The sequence below is a fragment of the Rhodococcus koreensis genome (assembly GCF_900105905.1).
Taxonomy (GTDB): domain Bacteria; phylum Actinomycetota; class Actinomycetes; order Mycobacteriales; family Mycobacteriaceae; genus Rhodococcus_F; species Rhodococcus_F koreensis.
Window position 1 is genome coordinate 3,619,449 of sequence record NZ_FNSV01000005.1, and the last position, 17,263, is coordinate 3,636,711.

Sequence of the window (17,263 nt, forward strand, 5' to 3'; positions counted from 1 at the left end):
CCGGCCGGGCAACTCCTTGCCCGCCGGGCTTCCCACCGCTACGCTGAAATGAACTGAATTCACTTTATCTCCGACCGGCGCTCCGAACCCGGGAGCCGGACGGACGCCCTCCAAGACAAACCACTCGCAACCAAGCAGGTGCCAGGTGACATCGCAATTCAGGGTTTCCAACCTGACCAAGACCTTCGGGTCCAACACCATCGTCGACCAGCTCGACCTCGACATCGAGGACGGTGAATTCCTCGTCCTGCTCGGCCCGAGCGGTTGTGGGAAGACGACCACGCTCCGCTGCATCGCCGGCCTCGAGACACCCGAGGGCGGGTCGATCACGTTCAAGGACCACACCGTCTTCGACGCATCGGCCCGGATCAATGTTCCGGCGTACAAACGCAACATCGGCATGGTCTTCCAGTCCTACGCGCTGTGGCCGAACATGACGGTGCGGGAGAACATCCGGTACCCGTTGAAGGTCCGCCGGATGAAGAGCGCCATGGCGTCCGGCCAGGTCGAAACCGCTGCGGGAATGGTGGACTGCGGGGCCCTGCTCGACCGGTATCCCTCCCAGCTCAGCGGTGGGCAGCAACAGCGGGTGGCGGTGGCGCGCGGATTGGTCGCACAACCCGACCTGGTGCTGTTCGACGAACCCCTGAGCAATCTCGATGCGCGACTGCGCGATCAGGTGCGGTCCCAGATCCATCAGCTCCACCAACGTCTCGGCTTCACAGCCGTCTTCGTCACCCACGATCAGGCCGAGGCGTTCGCGCTCGGAGACCGGCTCGCCATCATGAAGGCGGGCAAGATCGAGCAGTACGACACCCCGGAGCGGGTCTACGAGACGCCGTCCTCCGACTATGTCGCCGCCTTCATCGGCATGGCCAACCGACTCGAGCTCGTCCGGCGGCACGAGGGCTGGACGACGCGCGCGGGCACCCCGGTAGATCTCGATGCGGCCGGCATCCAGGGCGGACACATCGGCGGCGACGCGGCCCTGGGAAGAATGCGCCCCGACGACCTCGCACTGCACCGTTCGCTCGACGAGGCCGCCCCGGGCGATGTCGGCCTGACCGGTGAACTCGTCACCTCCGAGTACGGCGGCCGCTACTTCGACGTGACGGTCGACGCCGGCGGTGAGCGGTTGTACCTGCGCGCGGATGCGGGACGGCACGGGTCCTGGCTGCGCGGCGCCGCCACGGGATCTCCTCTGGTGGTCAGCTTCTCCCCCAGCGCACTACGGGCGTTCCCGCACCCCGACGGGCACGTCGATCTGCACGCTCCCGAGCTCGCTCGGGCCGCAGCCCGATCGGAGGCATGATGGCTACCGTCGCCGTGAGCCGTAGCGCGCGGCCGCTCGTCGTCAGCGCGGTGTGGCGGACCCGGCTCGGGTACGGCGCGCTGCTGGCGTTTCTCGCGTACCTCGTCGTGCTCCCGCTGTTCCGGCTGCAGTCGCTGGCGTTCCAAGACGGCGCTCGCGGATATCAGGCCCAGTACGGGCGGTACGACATCGGTCAGACCATCCGGACGACCATCGCCCTCGCCGTCACGTCGCTCGCCATCGCGATGGTGCTGGGAACGGTGCTCGCGTTCGCGGCCACCAGGCTGCCACGCCGGCTGAGCTTTCTCCGGATCGTCCCCATCCTGCCCATCGTGATGCCCGCGGTTGCCAACGTGGTCGGGTGGGCATTCCTCCTCTCTCCGGGGCCGGGGTACCTGAACGCACTCCTGCGCAAGCTTCCCTGGTGGAACACCGTGGATTCCGGACCGATCGACGTCTACAGCACGCCGTGGATCATCATTCTCACCGGTTTCGGACTCACGTCGTTCGTGTACCTGTTCGTGAGCGCGGGAATGCAGAACATCAGTTCGGAGCACCTCGAGGCCGCACAAATCAGCGGTTCGTCGACGCTCGGGGTGTTCTTTCGCGTCGTGCTTCCGCTGCTCCGCCCGTCCCTGGTGTACGGCGGCGGAATCGCGCTGCTTCTCGGACTGGGCCAGTTCACGGGGCCGCTCCTGCTGGGGCAGAACGCGGGTGTGAAGGTGCTCACCACCGAAATGTACCGCCGTGTGTCGGAGTCGCCTGCGGATTTCGCGGCCGCGGCGGCCGCGGGGTCACCGCTCGTCATCTTCGGAATCGTTGTCGTGCTCGCGCAGAAGATGCTTCTCGGCAATCAGAAGCGCTTCGTCACCCACGGCGGAAAAGCGTTCGCACCGAACACCGGTCGCTCGGTCTGGGCCGCCGCCGCGATCTCCGTGTACGCGATTCTCGCACTCGTCGTTCCGCTGATCGGGCTCGCCATCGTGGCGGTGTCTCCGTACTGGTCGGAATCGCTGTCCTGGAATCTGTTCACGCTCGACAACTTCCGGGCACTCTTCCAGACGGCGAGCATCGTCGACTCGGTGTTCACCAGTCTTCTCACCTCCGTCGTCGCAGTGGCGATCTGCGTGCCGATCGGCTATCTCACCGCCACTCTGCTCGTGCGAGGCCGCAAGCACCGGGTCCTGGGGACCATCGGTGACGTGATCACGGCTCTTCCCCTGGGCATTCCGGCGGTGATCTTCGGTGTCGGGTTCCTGCTGACCTACACGCAGCCTCCGCTGATCCTCTACGGCACCAAAGCGGTCATCATCCTCGTGTACGTCGTGCTCATGGTGCCGTTCTCCACCCGGATGCAGATGACGGCGATGCTGTCGCTCGGGGAGACCTACGCCGAGGCCTCGGCGACCAGTGGCGCGAGCCCGTTCGTCACCAATCTCCGGGTGATCCTGCCGCTGATGAGACCGACCGTGCTCAGTGCCGTCGCCTTGATGTTCATCCTGCTGACCCACGAGTTCGCCGCCTCGCTGCTCGTCCGTGCCGCCACGACACAGGTGATGGGCACGCTGCTGTTCGACCTGTGGGAGAACGGTTCGTACCCGCTGGTGGCGGCGATGGCGCTGCTCATGACGGCCGTGACCAGCATCGGCGTCGTGTTCGCGATGCTCGTCGGTGGCCGGAACGTGTTGAGCAACCTGTGATATCGGTATGTCCTGCCCGATCCGAACGAATGACGAGGAGTACAGATGAGTGTGGGACCTGACCGGCTTCGCGACAAGGTCGTCCTGCTGACGGGTGCGACCGGTGGAATCGGCGTCGAGATAGTCCGCAGGCTTGCCGACGAAGGCGCCCACGTCGTCGTCACCGATCTCGACGAATCGGCCTGCCACGACCTGCTCCGCACTCTCGCCCAGCCCGAGCGACATGCCGCGCACGCCCTGGACGTCTCCTCCGAGGAGCAGTGGGAGGCGGTCGTCGCGGCAGTCGAGGGAAAGTTCGGCGCTGTGCACGCCCTGGTCAACAACGCTGCCATCGGCAGTGTCGCAACAGCCGAGGACGAAACCCGAGCGCACTGGGATCGTGTGATCGGGATCGGCCAGACCGGCACGTGGCTGGGCATGAAACATGCCGGCCCCCTGATCCAACGCAGCGGCGGCGGTTCCATCGTGAACATGTGCTCGATCCTGGGAACCGTGGGTGGCCTGGGCAACAGTGTCGCCTATGCGGCCGCCAAGGGCGCCGTCCGCACGATGACGAAGAACGCTGCCCTGCACTGGGCGAAAGCGGGCGTGCGGGTCAACTCGCTGCACCCGGGATTCATCGCGACGCCACCGCTGCTCGAACGGTGGGAGGGCACCGAGCGTCACCGCGAGATGCTCGCCGGCACGCCGATGGGCCGACTCGGGCGCGGTGAGGAGATCGCGGCCGCGGTCGCCTTCCTCGCCGGCGACGACTCCACCTTCATCACGGGATCGGAGATCTACGCCGACGGCGGGTGGACGGCTGCCTGAACCCCGGCACACGAACATGGCCTCCGCGCGATGCGGAGGCCATGTTTGCTGTGTGGCCAGGTTTGCTGTGTGGCTGGGTCGTCACCGCAGACGGCACAGCGTCTTTCCCACGGTGCGGCCGCGCAGCATCGCAACGATCGCGTCCGGCGCCGACTCGAGACCGTCGAACACGGTCTCCTCGGCCACGAGCCGCCCGTCGCGGAGATAGGCCCCGACCTCGGCTCGCATGTCGCCGAGCAGGTGGTCGTAGGCACCGGCCCGGAAACCCTTCACCGTGAGGCTCTTCGACACGATCTGAAAGAGGTTGTCCGGACCTGCTGCCGCCGTCTCGGCGTCGTAGGACGCGACGGCGCCGGCCATGGCCACTCGGCCTCCCGGCCGAAGGCGATGCAGGGCGGCCCCGAGATGCGTTCCGCCCACGTTATCGAAATACAGATCGATGCCGTCGGGTGCCGCACTGTCGAGGGCCCGCGTCAGGTCCGGCGTGTGGTAGTCGAACGCGGCATCGAGATTCAGTTCTTCCAGCAGGAACCGGACCTTTTCGGTGGATCCCGTGCTGCCGACCACGTAGTGACCTCGGAGCTTGGCAATCTGGGCGGCGAGGCTGCCGACCGCTCCGGCCGCCGACGAGATCCACACGACGTCTCCGCCTGCGAGTTCACCGATGCAGTGCAATCCCACGTACGCGGTGAGCCCGGCGCTGCCCAGCGCTCCGAGATATGCCTGCGGCGGGTGCTCGCCGATGTCGAGTCGCGTCACACCACCGGCCCCGGCGAGGGTGTCACCGTCCTGCCGGAGCACGGCGAACTCACGAAAACCGTTGATGTGCAGCACCGTGTCGCCCGGCGCGAAGCCGGGGGCACGGGACCGGAGCACCTCCCCGACGGCCAACCCGGTCAGCGTCTCCCCGATGCGGAACGGCGGCAGGTAGCCGGCGGGGCCGGTGGGGCCGAGTCGCATCCTGACGGACGGGTCGATCGACGACCACGAGTTGCGCACGAGAATGTCACCGGGCCCGAGTTCTTCGGGAACCGTCACCACGTCGAGGCGGAAGTCCGACGGTCGAACCCTCCCCTGGGGATGGTGTGCCAGTGTGAGCTCACGACTCTGCACGGGAATCCTTTCCACTCAGACCACGGAGACGACGTCGACTCAGACCACGGAGACGACGTCGACTCAGACCACGGAGACGACGTCGACTCAGACCACGGAGACGACGTCGACTCAGACCACGGAGACGACGTCGACTCAGACCACGGAGACGACGTCGACTCAGACCACGGAGACGACGTCGACTCAGACCACGGAGACGACGTCGACTCAAACGACGGAGAAGACGTCGTGGCCGTCTCGTTTTCGGACGGTGAGCCGGCCGCGGTCGACCAGAGTGTCGAGGTGCGCGAGGGTCTCACAGGTGGCGATCATCTGATTGAACGGGTCGAGCGTGGTGAACGGCCTTTCGCGACGAGTCCACGTGACCACGTGTGCCACGGCGGTCGCGGTCCCCTGCCCGAGAGAGATCAGCGCGTTGCGCATGGCATCGAATCGCTGGTCGTGGTGCGCGAGAAGCTCTTCTACTCGACGGTGCACGCTCGGTGTCGGATCTCCGTGTGCCGGCAGAAGTTGCGAATCGGGGCGGTCGAGCAACCGGGACAGCGAGTCGAGGTAGCGCCCCAGCGGCAGGTCCCACTCGCCCAACTCGAAGCCGATCGACGGCGTGATCGAGGGCAGGACATGGTCGCCGCTGAACAGCAGCCCCTGATCCACGTCGTGAAACACCATGTGTCCCTTGGTGTGGCCCGGGGTGTGCACGACGTCGAGGGTGTGCCGGCCGATCGGAAGTGGACCCGCGGCGAGCCAGTGGTCGGGTTCTTCCCAGTCCGCGGGGTAGAACGGTTCCGCGGCGGTCAGGGCCTCGACGGTGTCTGCCAGGACGGGGGCTCCCGCGCGGCGGAGTTCGTTCAGCGAATCCGTCGGAACGTTGCTGCCCAGGGCGCCGACCGCTGCCAGACCGTCCGCCTCCGCGACTCCGAGGTGGACGCGTGAACCGTGACGGCGGCGGAGTTCGACGGCGAACGTGTAGTGGTCGCGGTGCACGTGGGTGACGTAGATGTCGTGAATCTGCTCGGTGCCGTGGCCGATCCGGAGCAGTGCCCGCTCCATCTCCTCGAACGTCGTGCCGACTCGCCAGCCACCGTCGACGAGGGCCAGACCGTCCGGGGTCTCGAGGGCGTAGACGTTCACGGCCCCGAGACCGTCACCGGGCATCTGGAGGGGTATTCGATGCACACCGGGCGCCACCTCGTAGCAGCCCGGCTCCATCCACCCCGCCCTCATGATGTTGCGCTGTCCACTTCGACCATCGTCTTCTCCTCGCCCATGACGAGGATGCGCTTTCCGCGCATCTTGCCGACGTTCTCCACTGCGGCTTGCCATTCCGGGCTGGCGAGCGCGGCATCGAGGTCCTCGCGGGAGTCGAAGCTCAGGATCGACACACCGTCCCACTCCCGGGACCTGTCGTCCATCGCGTCCAGCACTTCGGTGTGCTGCCAGCGTCGCAGGCCGGGAAGCGGATAGGTCACGTCGGCGTGCTCACCGCGCCACCACTGGATGAACTGCTCGTGGCTCCAGTCGTGCGGACGGGCGGCCAGGACGATCAAGTTGTACATCATCTCTCCATTACTGACATGAATTAGGTTCAATTATCGAGGGTGTGCAAAAGCCACTCTCCGATCTCCGCGGGTCACGCGCGGACGATACGCAGAGTGGCGTCGCGAACGTGCCGGTTGAGCTGGTCGAGTGTCATGTCGCCGTCGGGCCGGTACCAGCGCCACACGCTGACGACGAGTCCGAGGACGAGCCGGGCCATCAAACGCGCATCGGCATCGGCGAAGGCCCCGGCGCCCATCCCCTTCGCGATGAGGAGAGACCATGCCTCTTCGATCGAATTCACCAGCGCCCGTGACGTCTGGCGCTCGGCTTCTTCTTTCTCGGACTGACGGGGCGTGGCCAGCAGATCCATGTGGCTCTGGAGGATCCGACGCTGCAGGGCGTCGCGGGGGGTCGCTTCCAGGGCGCTGGTGATGGCGGCGCTCAACGCCTCGACCGGGTCGTCGATGCCCTCGATCGCGGTCGTGAATCGCTCGAGCGATTGCGCCAGTTCGAGACGCATGATCGTCAGCAGGCAGTGCGCCTTGGATTCGAAGTAGTGGTACAGCGCGGTCTGGCCGATACCGACCTCGTCGGCGATCGACGCCCACTTCGTGTGCTCGAAGCCCACTTCCCCGAAGCGCTCGATTGCGGCCGTGAGGATGAGCCCGCGCTTGGAACGCGGACCATCGCGGAGCGTCATGGCTTCTACGGACACGGGATCCCCATCCATTTGTCGTCGGGTCGGTATCGGTAAGACTACCTGAACTGAGGTCAGGTCGGGTGGAGATCAGGTGGTCTCGCTACCGGCGAGCAGGCGTGTTGCGAGGTCCACCGCATCCGGTCGAGACAGTTTGCCGACCCGGTTCTGCGGCAGATCGTCGATCGTGAATACGAACTCCGGCCACTTGAACTTGGGGAAGTCGATGTCACCGAGGTGCGCAACCACCTCACCGAGGGTAATTGCTGCACCCGTGCTCACGACGAGGGCTGCGGCGCGTTCACCGAGCAGTTCGTCCGGCACCGGTACCACGCACACCTGGGACACGGTCGGGATGCGAGCGATGGCGGCTTCGACCTCGTTGATGTCGATGTTGCGGCCCCCGCGGATGATGATCTGCTTCTGCCGCCCCATCACCCGGATGCTCCCGTCGTCCGCGATCTCGACGAGGTCGCCGGTGGGCAGGAACCCGTCCGCGGTGAGTCCGGGCGGCGCGGGAACCCCGGCTCGGGCATAACCGACGAAGAGGGAGGGCCCGTTGACCTGAGCGTCGCCCACCCGCCCCGGTGGCAGCGGAGCGCCGTGCTCGTCGACGGCTCGGACAACGGTGCCGGGGAACGGCCTGCCGTCCCGTCCGAGGCGTATGTCCGGCGCGTCCGACGGCAGCGGGGTGGTGTGCCCGAGGCACTCGGACATCCCGAACACCCGCAGGAACGTCGTCCCGAGAATCTGCTCGGCGCGACCGAGCGCACCGGCGTCCATCGGGCCGCCGCCCACGGTCATCGCCCGCAGCGAGGTCAGCGCGCCCGCCGCGTCGGGTGCGACAGCCAGCTGAAGCGCCATGGTCGGGACGAGCATCGTCCAGGCAACCTGGTGTTTCCTGACCACCTCGAGGGCGGTTGCAGGCTTCCAGCCATCCATGCAGACCATCGGCGCGGCGAGCATCGTGGGGAGGTAGAGACCGAAGCAGAATGCGGCCACCGACGACAGCGGAACGAACGCGGCGACCGGGTCTCCGGGTTCGAGGCCGACGGCGTCGATCGTGCAGCGGCAGGCGTAACGGATCGCGGATTCCGACTGCACGACGCACTTGGGGTGTCCAGTGGACCCGGACGTCATCGCGATCGCGATTCCGCCGTTCCACCGTGCGACGTCGCTGACCGGTGTCCGCGACCAGCGCATCGACCAGCCGTCCAGCGCGGTCGCCTCTTCGCTGAAGTGGTCGTCCGACGCGCCCCAGTGCGCAAGGGACCCGGGGTCGGCGATCACCACGTCGGGTGCGATGTCGTGCAGGGCCACGGCGAACTCCGACGGGGTGGCGTGCCTGCTGAACACTGCGACGACGCCGCCTCGCAGACCGACGGCGAGTGCGGCAGTCAGCGTCCGCCAGCTGTTGTCCGCTTGGACGAGCACGGTGGGCGAACCCCCGCGAGCGGTGTCCAGAAGTGCGGCAAGTTCTGTCGCCGCCGCGGCGATGCGCGCGGCGGTGTACTCACCCGAGGCGTCGACGACCACGATCTCATCGGGCGAATTCTTTGCGCGAGCAACGAATTCGCGAGCCAACTCCCACATCCCGCAATCCTCCTGTTCAGCGAACCACTGTCATTCTCGGTCATCATGCGCGGTATTGCGCAGACGTCGTCGGTCACGGCACGAGGACGGCGCGCCCGCGAATCGCTCCGCGGCGCAGCCGGTCGTACACGTCGACGGCGTCGTCCAATCGGTACGCCGTCGATTCGACGCTCAGCAGACCTCGTTGCGCGAGATCGACCACCGCCTCGAGGTCGGCGCGGGTTCCCCAGAACGGGGCGCTGACCTGCCAGCCGCCCGGCAGTCCGAGGTCCTTGCCGACCGTGAGCCGGCCGCCCCCGCTGCCCACGGTCACCAGGCGGCCACCGGGGCCGAGCAACTGCGCGGCCGATTCCATCGTGGCCGGTGATCCCACGAAATCGAACACCACGTCGGCGAAGCGAGGCTCTGTGCCGGAATCGGCCACCTCGCACACCGCCCGGTCCGCCCCCAACCGGAGGGCGAGGTCGCGCGAGTCCTCGCGTGGATCGACCGCGATGATCGTGCCGGCGCCGAGAGCGCGAAGGATCTGGACAGCGAGATGGCCCAGCCCCCCGACACCGACCACGACGGTGACCGAGTGGCCGTCGACGAGGTCCCGGTTCGTTCGGATCGCGTGGTAGGCGGTCAGGGCGGCATCGGCGAGCGGGGCGGCACTCTCGGGAGCGAGCCCCCGGGTGCGCACCACGAACCGTTCCGAGGGAACGATCATGGCCTCGGCGAGGCCGCCGTCGTGCCCGAGACCGTTGCCGATCGCCGCGAGCCTGCCGTCCGCCCGCGGACGCAGGTCGTGACAGTAGTTCTCCCGGCCCCGCCTGCAGTTGCGGCACTCCCCGCAGGACCACACACCGTGGACCACCACGGACTCGCCGATCCACGACCTGTCGGCGTCCGGTCCCGCGCCGACCACGGTTCCGGCCACCTCGTGCCCGAGTGTGAGCGGGAGCGGGTAGTCGAACGCACCTGCGGGTGCGTCCATGACGTGCAGGTCGGATCGGCAGAGCCCGGCGGCCCGGACCTCGATCAGCAGTTCGGCGCCCCGCGGTTCGGGGACTGGGACGCGCTGGACCTCCACCGGTTGGCCCCAGGTGGTCAGGCGCACTGCACGCATCATCTCGATGTCCATGGTCCTGTCGCCTACCTGGCTGCCCAGCCGCCGTCGACGACGAGCGTCTGTCCGGTGACATACGAAGAAGCATCCGATGCGAGGAACAGCACGGCGCCGTCCACCTCGCCCGCCCGGCCACCGCGGCCGAGCATCGTATTGCGGCGCACCCAGTCGGCCGAGCGCTGGTTGCCGAACAGTCCGTCCGTCATTTCGGTATCGAACCACCCGGGCACGACGGCGTTGACACGGGCGCCCCGCCTGCCCCACTGACCCGCCAACTCGCGGGTCAGCCCGAGAATGCCCGCCTTCGACGCCGCGTAGCTCGCACCGCCGATGGGAGCGGTGGACACCAGACCGATCACCGAGGAGATGTTGATGATCGAGATCCCCGCGCCCTCCGGAACGGTCGACGTGGCATACGTGGCCAGATGGAAACCCGCCGCGAGGTTGACGTCGAGGATCGACGAGAACCCGTCGGCGGTTTCGTCCTCCGCGTTCGGAGGTCCGGGCTTGCCGGCATTGTTGACCAGGATGTCGACGTGGCCGGTTCGCTCGCGGGCGCGGTCGACGAGGCGGCGGCGGTCGGCGTCGACGGTGATGTCGCATTCGACCGGGACCACGGTGTCGACCTCCGCTGCCAGTGCCTCGAGCCGATCGATGCGGCGGGCGGCCGCGTAGACGGTGGCGCCTGCCGCGGCCAGCGTCCGCGCGAATCCCATCCCCAGTCCGGACGACGCACCCGTGACGACGGCGACGCGACCGCTCAGCTGGAACAGCTCGGGTACCTGCATGTGGTTGGCTCCTACTCCTGTTCGTGGCACGCGCGTCAGTAGACGGCGGTGCGTCCGCCGTCTACCGGGATCACGGCCCCTGTTGTGTAGCCGGCACGGTCCCCGGCCAGATGCACGACGAGGCCGGCGATTTCATCCGGATGCCCCAGCCGTCCGGCGGGCAGCCGGTCGACGATCTTGCCGACGAACTCGTCGTCCCAGTCGGCCGCCATGTCGGTCGCGAATCCGCCCGGCATGATGCAGTTCACCCGCACCCGGGGCGCGTATTCCTGCGCGAACGCCATCGTCAGCGCGTTGAGGCCGTTCTTCGACGCCGCATACATCGCCTCGGGCGGGCTGGGCCGCACCGCGCCGATGCTCGAGATGTTGATGATCGAACCGCCTCCGGCCGCGCTCATCCTGGCGCCGGCCACCGCCATCAGCCGGAACGGTCCCTTGAGGTTGACTTCGATCGTCTTGTCGAAGAGCGACTCGGACACCGACTCCAGTGTCGGTGACAGGGGTGCGATGCCGGCGTTGTTCACGACGACGTCGAGCTTCCCGAATCGGGTGACGATGTGGTCGACCGCGGTTTCGATCGCGTCCCACTTCCCGACGTGCAGTGCGAGCGGTTCGGCGATTCCACCGGTGTCCCGGACGATCGCACGGGCCGCGGAGACGCACGCCTCCTCCTTGCGGCTCGACACGATCACGGTGGCTCCCGCGGCGGCAAGGCCGCCGGCGATGGCGTATCCGAGCCCGCGGGTCGCGCCCGTGACCAGTGCGACCTTGCCCGTCAACTCCTGTGTCGTGTTCATGCGTACTTCTTCAGTTCGAGGCGCGCGATCGTGCGCAGATGGACTTCGTTCGGGCCGTCGGCGATCTGCAGTGCCCGGGTGATCGCGTACAGCCGGGCCAGGATCGTGTCGTCACTCACGCCCGCAGCGCCGTGCGCCTGGACGGCGTGGTCGACCACTCGATGCGCAACCTCCATCGCCGCCACCTTGATCGCGGCGACCTCCGAGCGGGCCGCGGCATTGCCGCGGGTGTCCATCAGCCACGACGACTGCAGAACCAGCAGCCGGATCTGGTCGATCTCCATCCGGCTCCGCGCAATCCACTCACGCACCACACCGCGATCGGCGAGGGGTCCCCCGAACGCGGTGCGCTGCAGGACCCGTCGGCACATCAGCTCGAGGGCGCGTTCGGCCATGCCGATCGCCCGCATCGCGTAGTGCATGCGCCCCGGCCCGAGTCGGCCCTGCGCGATCGCGAACCCGTCGCCCTCGGCGCCGAGCATGTGGTCGGCGGGCACCCGCACGTCCGTGAACTGGACCTCGCCGTGACCGAGCCGGTCCCGGTAGCCGAACATCGGCAGATCGCGGAGCACCTCGATGCCGGGAGCATCCGCCGGCACCAGGATCATGCTCTGCTGCCGGTACGTCGGGGCGTCGGAATCGGACTTGCCCATGAAGATGACGAGCTTGCAGTCGGGATCGAGAATGCCCGAGGTGTACCACTTCCGGCCGTTCAGGACGTACTCGTCGCCGTCGCGGCGGATGGTCGAGGTGATGTTGGTGGCGTCCGAACTCGCCACCTCCGGTTCCGTCATCGCGAACGCCGACCTGATCGTGCAGTCCAGGAGCGGCGCGAGCCAGCGTGACTGCTGCTGCGGGGTGCCGTACATGGCGAGTATTTCCATGTTGCCGGTGTCGGGTGCCGAGCAGTTGATCGCTTCATTGCCGATCACCGATCGTCCGACCATCTCGGCAAGAGGGGCGTACTCGAGGTTGGTGAGCCCGGCGCCCCATTCGCCGTGCGTCATGAAGAGGTTCCACAGTCCGAGTTCCCGTGCCTTCGCCTGCAGGTCCAGCATGACCTTCGGCTGTTCGTGCGGGTTGTCGTTCGACCTGATCTGCTCGTCGTACACGGCCTCGGCCGGATAGACGTGCTCTTCCATGAAGGTCCGCAGTTGCTCGAGCAGTCGCTCGGTGCGTGCGGAGTATCCGAAGTCCACGTGTCGTCCTTTCTGTTCCTGTCAGCGCCTCGAGCGGTGCGCGAAAGAGTGGTCAGGCAAGTAGTGCGGTGCCGCTGCGAATGAGCTGCGAGATGGTGTCGGGCAGCCGTTCCTGATCGGGATCGTGGTGGCGGCCCTCTCGGTGCCTGCGCAGGTTGTGGCCCATGATCGCCGCCATCTTCAGACGGCCGAGTGCGTTGAACCAGTTCATGTCCGGCAGTGCCGGGGCGTCCCCGGTGTAGAGGTCGATCAGCTCGTCCTCGCTCGGCAGGTTCGGCACCGCGCGCCCCACACCGGGGAAGTTCACACCGTCGGCGAAGACGAGGAACCAGCCGAGCTCGACCCGCGGATCGCCCAGGCTCCAGATCTCCCAGTCGATCAATGCCGCCGGCTCCGTGCCCCGCGCGATGATGTTGCCGAGCCGGTAGTCGCCGTGCACCAACGTGGGCGCCATCCCGTCCGGGACATCGGCGGCGAGCAGACGCAGCAACTCCTCGCCCCCGCTCACGAGTTCGGGGGGAACGGCGCCCAGGGTGCGTTGCCACCGCGCCAGCTCGGCGGCCGGCGACAACGGATCACCGGCGGCCGGGATCGTGTCGAGGGGCACCGCGTGCAGAAGCGGGAGCACCTCGGCGGCCCGGCGCATCCGCGCGGCAGCGACGGCCGGTTCGACCGCCGGTGTATCGAGCACCGGCTCGAGGGATTCCCCGGCGACGCACTCCATCGCGAACCACGCCGGACCGTCCTCGTCGACGGTGACGATGCGGGGCACGGGAACCGCTGTGGCGCCGAGCGTTTCCATGATCCTCGCCTGGCGCACCATGTCGTGCCGCCCGATGGGACGCTGCCCCTCGGGCACAGCCTTGACGACGAGGTCGCCCCCACCGGTCCGGACCTTGTAGGTCAGTCCGGAGTGCCCGCCGGGCAGCGGCTCGAGCGGGCCGACGTCCAGGCCCGGGTTCTGCTCGCGCAGGCGACGCGCCACACGGTCGTCGAGGGTGATCGTTGCACTCACGGGCGGGGCTCCCTCGGCAGGCCGAGCACGCGCTCGGCGAGGATGTTGCGCTGGATCTCGTCGGTGCCGCCTGCGATGCGGTAGCCGGGTGCGCCGAGCACGTGCTCGGTCCACGCGAACGTTCCCCACTCGCCCGAGTCGGCGATCAGGTCGCGCCCCAGCAGCATCCGGACGACCTCCGAAGTGCGCGCCATGGTGTCGGTGGCGAGCAACTTGCCCACCGACGCCTCCGGGCCGGGGTCCTTGTCGGCGACGACGGCGGCGGCCACCCGCATTCCCGTCACCCGCTGGACATAGCTGCGCGTCACCAGATCCGCGACCTTGTCACGCTCGATCTCGGACAGCTCCCGGCCCAGGTGGCGGGCGAGTTCGACGGCCTGGTCCGCGTTGGCCAGGCCGAGATTCCCGGCGTCGAGGCGCTCGGCGGCCAGCACGGTCAATGCGACCGGCCAGCCCTGCCCCACCGGCCCCAGCCGGTAGTCGTCCGACAGTTCGACGCCGTCGAGATACACCTCGTTGAAGGAACTGCCCCCGGTCATCTGGCGGATCGGCCGGACGGTGACGCCGGGAGCGTCCATCGGGACCAGGAAGACGGTGAGGCCCTTGTGTTTGGGCGCGTCGGGGTCGGTGCGGCACACCGCGACCCCGACGTCGGCGACCCGGGCGCCGGACGTCCAGACCTTGTGCCCGGTGATCGTCCACCGGCCGTCCCGCTCGACCGCTTTCGTCCGGACCGCCGCCAGGTCGGATCCGGCTTCGGTTTCCGAGAACAGCTGACAGGCGATGATGTCGGTGCGAAGCATCGCCCGCACGTACCGCTCACACTGCTCGGGCGTTCCCCACTGGGCGATGGCCGGTGCGACCAGTTGCTGAGTGACCGAGAACATTTCGGTTCGGCGGGGCACGTCGAAACAGTTCTCCTCCCGCCGGAAGGCGAGCACATAGGACATCGGCAGTCCGCGTCCGCCGAATTCGACCGGCCAGTTCATCGAACCCCAGCCGGCGTCGAACTTCGTCTGCTCGTACGCCCGGATGTGGTCGGTCTCTTCGCGTTCCTGCGCGGCGGTCCAGTTCTCGAAGACGGCGACCGAGTCGGGTCCCACCCCCCATTTGATCTGGGTGCGCGGTTCGGCGACCGTTCGCAGCCACGCGCGGGCGCCGTCCACGAACTGGTCCAGGCCGGGCATCGTTGCTTGATTCATGGCTCTTCCTCAGACTGACAGGACGGTGCAGGCGCTGATCCCGGGCGCACCGTAGACGTGGGTGAATCCGATGCGCGGGTTTCCGGGGACCTGCCGGGCACCGGCCTCACCGCGCAATTGCGTGACGATCTCGTGTATCTGCCGGAGGCCGGACGCGCCGATCGGTTCCCCGTTCGCGATGCAACCGCCGTCGGTGTTGACCGGGATCCGCCCGCCGATTTCCGTCTCCCCTGCGGCGATCAGCTTTTCCTGCTCGCCGTGCTCGCAGAATCCGCATTCGGCCATGTGCATGATCTCGGCGCCGCTCTCCGTGTCCTGGAGTTGCGCGACGTCCACGTCGGAAGGTCCGAGTCCGGCCTGCTCGAATGCGGCCGCCGCGGTGGACGTGCTCACGCTCGACGGGGTACCCGCGCCCTGTATCGACGGGCCGAACACCTCGAACGAGCCGAACCGGCGGGTGCCCGCCGAAATGCCCCGCAGGTGCACCGGTCGTCCGCCGAGTCGCCGGACGGCGGTCTCGCTCGCCACGACGACGGCCGCACCGCCCTCGCCGGGTGAGCAGAACATGTACCTGGTCAGGGGGTCGTTGACCATGTCCGCGGCGGCGATCGTCTCGGCGGACATGGGTTCACGCCGCCAGGCATTCGGGTTCAGGGAGCCGTTGCGATACGCCTTCTCCGCGACGGCGGCCAGTGTGGGGGCGCTGATTCCGTGTTCGCGCATGTACCGCGCGATCTTGATGCCGAAGAACTGGGTGGTGACCATGAGACCCGCCTCGCCGTAGCCGACGGGCAGACCCCAGTCCTGTGGCGCCGGGTCGAACGCACCGCGCGGGTGCTTGTCGAAGCCGACCGCGAGCGCGATGTCGGCGGCGCCGGCACGAATGGCGTTGACGGCCGACACCAGTGCGCTACCCCCTGTCGCGCAACCGTTCTTGACGTTGGTGAACGGGATTCCGGTGAGTCCGAGTTCGGACACCAGGGTGTCGGCGAGCCCGGAGCCGTCACTGCCACCGAACGCGACCTGAACGTCGGTCCACGCGATGCCGGCGTCGGCCAGGGCGGACGCGATCGCGTCCAGGGCGAGCCCGCGGCCGGTCTTGTCCGGTTGGCGCCCGAATTTCGACAGTCCGGCCCCGATGATCGACACGGTGGACATCAGCGGGTCTCCTTCAGATATGCGTCGGTGGCGAACCGGGGCACCGGTGCCGTGGCGACCAAGGTCACCGGCGCCCCGTCGTCCAACTCGTCGAAGTCGTGGCAGTCGAGCACGGCTTCGACCCTGATTCCCTCGGGGAGTTCGACGTAGCCGACCGCGAACGGCGAGAACCCGTCCGGCGGCGGAACATACGGCGGCGATTTCGGGGCGAACCGCTGAACCGTGTACGCCCAGACCGTTCCGCGTGTGCTCAGCGCAACCGGCGACATCGCCGGTCGTGAACACTGCGAGCACAGGCTGGTGGCCGGGAACGCCACCGTCGAGCAGTGGGAGCACCGGCTCGCGCCGAGTGCCGGCGCGGTATGTGTCTCGCCCATCGTCAATCTCTCCTCGGGATTCGTCGGCGGCGTTCGGGTCAGCGACCGACCCAGACCGGGTCACGCTTTTCGAGGAACGCGTTCACGCCTTCGCGTGCGTCCTCGGACTGCAGCGCGTTGCCGACGGCGAGGTGCTCCATCACCATGAGCGACTGGATGTCCGCGTCGAGACCGCGGTCGATGCACATCTTGGTGAGCTTCATCATGAACGGACTCTTGTCCACGATCGGCGCGATGAACTCGGCGACGAGCTTGTCGAGGTCTTCGGCCGGCACCGAAGCGTTGATCAGGTCGAAGGCCTCCGCCTCCTTGCCGGTGAGGAGCTTGCCGGTGAGCATGAGCTCCTTGGTCTTCCGAATGCCGATCATCCGCGGGAGCCGGTAGATCGGGCCCGCACCACCGAACAGCGCGCGGCGAATGTGGAAGTCGCCGATACGGGCGTCCTCGGCCGCGATGGCGAAGTCGCAGGAGATCATCAGCTCGAAACCGCCCGCGGTGACGAAGCCTTCGAGGACCGCGACGGACGGCGTGTTCATCGAGTACAGGCGGTCGCACACCCGGGCCGACAGCACCGCGACATCCATCGCGGTGGTGGAGCCGACGTACTTCTCCCGCAGTTCGTCGAGATCGAATCCCGAGCAGAACGTGCCGTCGCGTCCACGCAGGACCAGCACTTTGAGTTCGGGGTCGTTGTCGACCTCGACGATGATCTCGTCGAGGCGGTGCAGCAACTCGACGGTGACCGCGTTCTTCTTGTGCGGGCGGTTGAGCCACACGCGGGCGACGTCGCCGTCCTTCTCGAGAACGATGTGATCGGTGTCCACCATGTCGGGGTCCTTTCGAGGGATGAAACTG

At 67.7% G+C, this 17,263-nt stretch carries 17 protein-coding genes; 3 read left to right on the plus strand and 14 right to left on the minus strand.

Going from position 1 to position 17,263, the window contains the following annotated elements:
- Positions 1-145: 145 nt before the first annotated feature.
- The 3 genes from BLV94_RS21015 to BLV94_RS21025 are packed head-to-tail and all read left to right on the plus strand — an operon-like array spanning position 146 to position 3,822.
- Entirely contained in the window at positions 146-1,312 is a 1,167-nt protein-coding gene (locus tag BLV94_RS21015) for an ABC transporter ATP-binding protein (protein ID WP_072942899.1), read from the plus strand.
- Positions 1,312-3,012: an ABC transporter permease gene (locus tag BLV94_RS21020; RefSeq protein WP_072942897.1), complete on the plus strand. Its 1,701-nt coding sequence runs from the start codon at positions 1,312-1,314 to the stop codon at positions 3,010-3,012. The genes BLV94_RS21015 and BLV94_RS21020 overlap by 1 nt, the downstream gene beginning before the upstream one ends.
- A gap of 45 nt (positions 3,013-3,057) precedes the next feature.
- Positions 3,058-3,822 (plus strand): SDR family NAD(P)-dependent oxidoreductase, encoded by a 765-nt coding sequence (locus BLV94_RS21025; RefSeq protein ID WP_072942895.1) that lies wholly within the window; start codon positions 3,058-3,060, stop codon positions 3,820-3,822.
- Between the two features lie 81 nt (positions 3,823-3,903).
- Here the strand turns inward: BLV94_RS21025 and BLV94_RS21030 are convergent, their stop codons facing one another.
- From BLV94_RS21030 to BLV94_RS21095, 14 genes are all read right to left on the minus strand, one after another.
- Complete coding sequence (locus BLV94_RS21030) at positions 3,904-4,935, minus strand: NADP-dependent oxidoreductase (protein ID WP_072942893.1); 1,032 nt, start codon at positions 4,933-4,935, stop codon at positions 3,904-3,906.
- 207 nt (positions 4,936-5,142) lie between these two features.
- Complete coding sequence (locus BLV94_RS21035; RefSeq protein ID WP_072942892.1) at positions 5,143-6,144, minus strand: MBL fold metallo-hydrolase; 1,002 nt, start codon at positions 6,142-6,144, stop codon at positions 5,143-5,145.
- An 11-nt stretch (positions 6,145-6,155) separates the two neighbouring features.
- The gene (locus tag BLV94_RS21040; protein ID WP_174705508.1) at positions 6,156-6,491 is read right to left on the minus strand and encodes an EthD family reductase; all 336 of its coding nucleotides are present in this window, start codon (positions 6,489-6,491) and stop codon (positions 6,156-6,158) included.
- A gap of 74 nt (positions 6,492-6,565) precedes the next feature.
- Positions 6,566-7,174, minus strand: a complete 609-nt coding sequence (locus BLV94_RS21045; RefSeq protein WP_083395629.1) for a TetR/AcrR family transcriptional regulator — start codon at positions 7,172-7,174, stop codon at positions 6,566-6,568.
- 87 nt (positions 7,175-7,261) lie between these two features.
- Entirely contained in the window at positions 7,262-8,764 is a 1,503-nt protein-coding gene (locus BLV94_RS21050) for a class I adenylate-forming enzyme family protein (RefSeq protein WP_072942888.1), read from the minus strand.
- A 73-nt stretch (positions 8,765-8,837) separates the two neighbouring features.
- Positions 8,838-9,887, minus strand: coding sequence for an NAD(P)-dependent alcohol dehydrogenase (locus tag BLV94_RS21055; RefSeq protein ID WP_072942886.1), 1,050 nt, complete (start codon positions 9,885-9,887; stop codon positions 8,838-8,840).
- Between the two features lie 11 nt (positions 9,888-9,898).
- A complete protein-coding gene (locus BLV94_RS21060; protein WP_072942884.1) occupies positions 9,899-10,660 on the minus strand; it encodes an SDR family NAD(P)-dependent oxidoreductase in 762 nt (253 codons plus the stop codon).
- Between the two features lie 35 nt (positions 10,661-10,695).
- Positions 10,696-11,457 carry an SDR family NAD(P)-dependent oxidoreductase gene (locus BLV94_RS21065; protein ID WP_072942883.1) on the minus strand — a complete coding sequence of 254 codons (762 nt, stop codon included), beginning with the start codon at positions 11,455-11,457 and terminating at the stop codon, positions 10,696-10,698.
- Positions 11,454-12,656, minus strand: coding sequence for an acyl-CoA dehydrogenase family protein (locus BLV94_RS21070; RefSeq protein ID WP_072942881.1), 1,203 nt, complete (start codon positions 12,654-12,656; stop codon positions 11,454-11,456). Before BLV94_RS21070 ends, BLV94_RS21065 begins: the two co-directional genes overlap by 4 nt.
- Before the next feature lie 52 nt (positions 12,657-12,708).
- On the minus strand, positions 12,709-13,671 hold the full coding sequence (locus BLV94_RS21075; protein WP_072942880.1) for a phosphotransferase family protein: 963 nt from the start codon (positions 13,669-13,671) through the stop codon (positions 12,709-12,711).
- Complete coding sequence (locus BLV94_RS21080; RefSeq protein ID WP_244163639.1) at positions 13,668-14,873, minus strand: acyl-CoA dehydrogenase family protein; 1,206 nt, start codon at positions 14,871-14,873, stop codon at positions 13,668-13,670. Before BLV94_RS21080 ends, BLV94_RS21075 begins: the two co-directional genes overlap by 4 nt.
- Before the next feature lie 9 nt (positions 14,874-14,882).
- Complete coding sequence (locus tag BLV94_RS21085) at positions 14,883-16,031, minus strand: thiolase family protein (RefSeq protein WP_072942878.1); 1,149 nt, start codon at positions 16,029-16,031, stop codon at positions 14,883-14,885.
- Positions 16,031-16,408 (minus strand): Zn-ribbon domain-containing OB-fold protein, encoded by a 378-nt coding sequence (locus BLV94_RS21090; RefSeq protein WP_072942877.1) that lies wholly within the window; start codon positions 16,406-16,408, stop codon positions 16,031-16,033. The genes BLV94_RS21085 and BLV94_RS21090 overlap by 1 nt, the downstream gene beginning before the upstream one ends.
- 38 nt (positions 16,409-16,446) lie before the next feature.
- Positions 16,447-17,235 carry an enoyl-CoA hydratase/isomerase family protein gene (locus BLV94_RS21095; protein WP_072942876.1) on the minus strand — a complete coding sequence of 263 codons (789 nt, stop codon included), beginning with the start codon at positions 17,233-17,235 and terminating at the stop codon, positions 16,447-16,449.
- Positions 17,236-17,263: the final 28 nt, after the last annotated feature.

What these genes read in the sequence shown, in the direction of transcription:
- BLV94_RS21025 (WP_072942895.1), top strand. Translation starts at nt 3,058, where the DNA reads ATGAGTGTGGGACCTGACCGGCTTCGCGACAAGGTCGTCCTGCTGACG.
- BLV94_RS21020 (WP_072942897.1), top strand. Translation starts at nt 1,312, where the DNA reads ATGGCTACCGTCGCCGTGAGCCGTAGCGCGCGGCCGCTCGTCGTCAGC.
- BLV94_RS21035 (WP_072942892.1), bottom strand. Translation starts at nt 6,144, where the DNA reads ATGGAGCCGGGCTGCTACGAGGTGGCGCCCGGTGTGCATCGAATACCC.
- BLV94_RS21090 (WP_072942877.1), bottom strand. Translation starts at nt 16,408, where the DNA reads ATGGGCGAGACACATACCGCGCCGGCACTCGGCGCGAGCCGGTGCTCC.
- BLV94_RS21045 (WP_083395629.1), bottom strand. Translation starts at nt 7,174, where the DNA reads ATGACGCTCCGCGATGGTCCGCGTTCCAAGCGCGGGCTCATCCTCACG.
- BLV94_RS21095 (WP_072942876.1), bottom strand. Translation starts at nt 17,235, where the DNA reads ATGGTGGACACCGATCACATCGTTCTCGAGAAGGACGGCGACGTCGCC.
- BLV94_RS21055 (WP_072942886.1), bottom strand. Translation starts at nt 9,887, where the DNA reads ATGGACATCGAGATGATGCGTGCAGTGCGCCTGACCACCTGGGGCCAA.
- BLV94_RS21050 (WP_072942888.1), bottom strand. Translation starts at nt 8,764, where the DNA reads ATGTGGGAGTTGGCTCGCGAATTCGTTGCTCGCGCAAAGAATTCGCCC.
- BLV94_RS21040 (WP_174705508.1), bottom strand. Translation starts at nt 6,491, where the DNA reads ATGTACAACTTGATCGTCCTGGCCGCCCGTCCGCACGACTGGAGCCAC.
- BLV94_RS21085 (WP_072942878.1), bottom strand. Translation starts at nt 16,031, where the DNA reads ATGTCCACCGTGTCGATCATCGGGGCCGGACTGTCGAAATTCGGGCGC.
- BLV94_RS21065 (WP_072942883.1), bottom strand. Translation starts at nt 11,457, where the DNA reads ATGAACACGACACAGGAGTTGACGGGCAAGGTCGCACTGGTCACGGGC.
- BLV94_RS21060 (WP_072942884.1), bottom strand. Translation starts at nt 10,660, where the DNA reads ATGCAGGTACCCGAGCTGTTCCAGCTGAGCGGTCGCGTCGCCGTCGTC.
- BLV94_RS21080 (WP_244163639.1), bottom strand. Translation starts at nt 14,873, where the DNA reads ATGAATCAAGCAACGATGCCCGGCCTGGACCAGTTCGTGGACGGCGCC.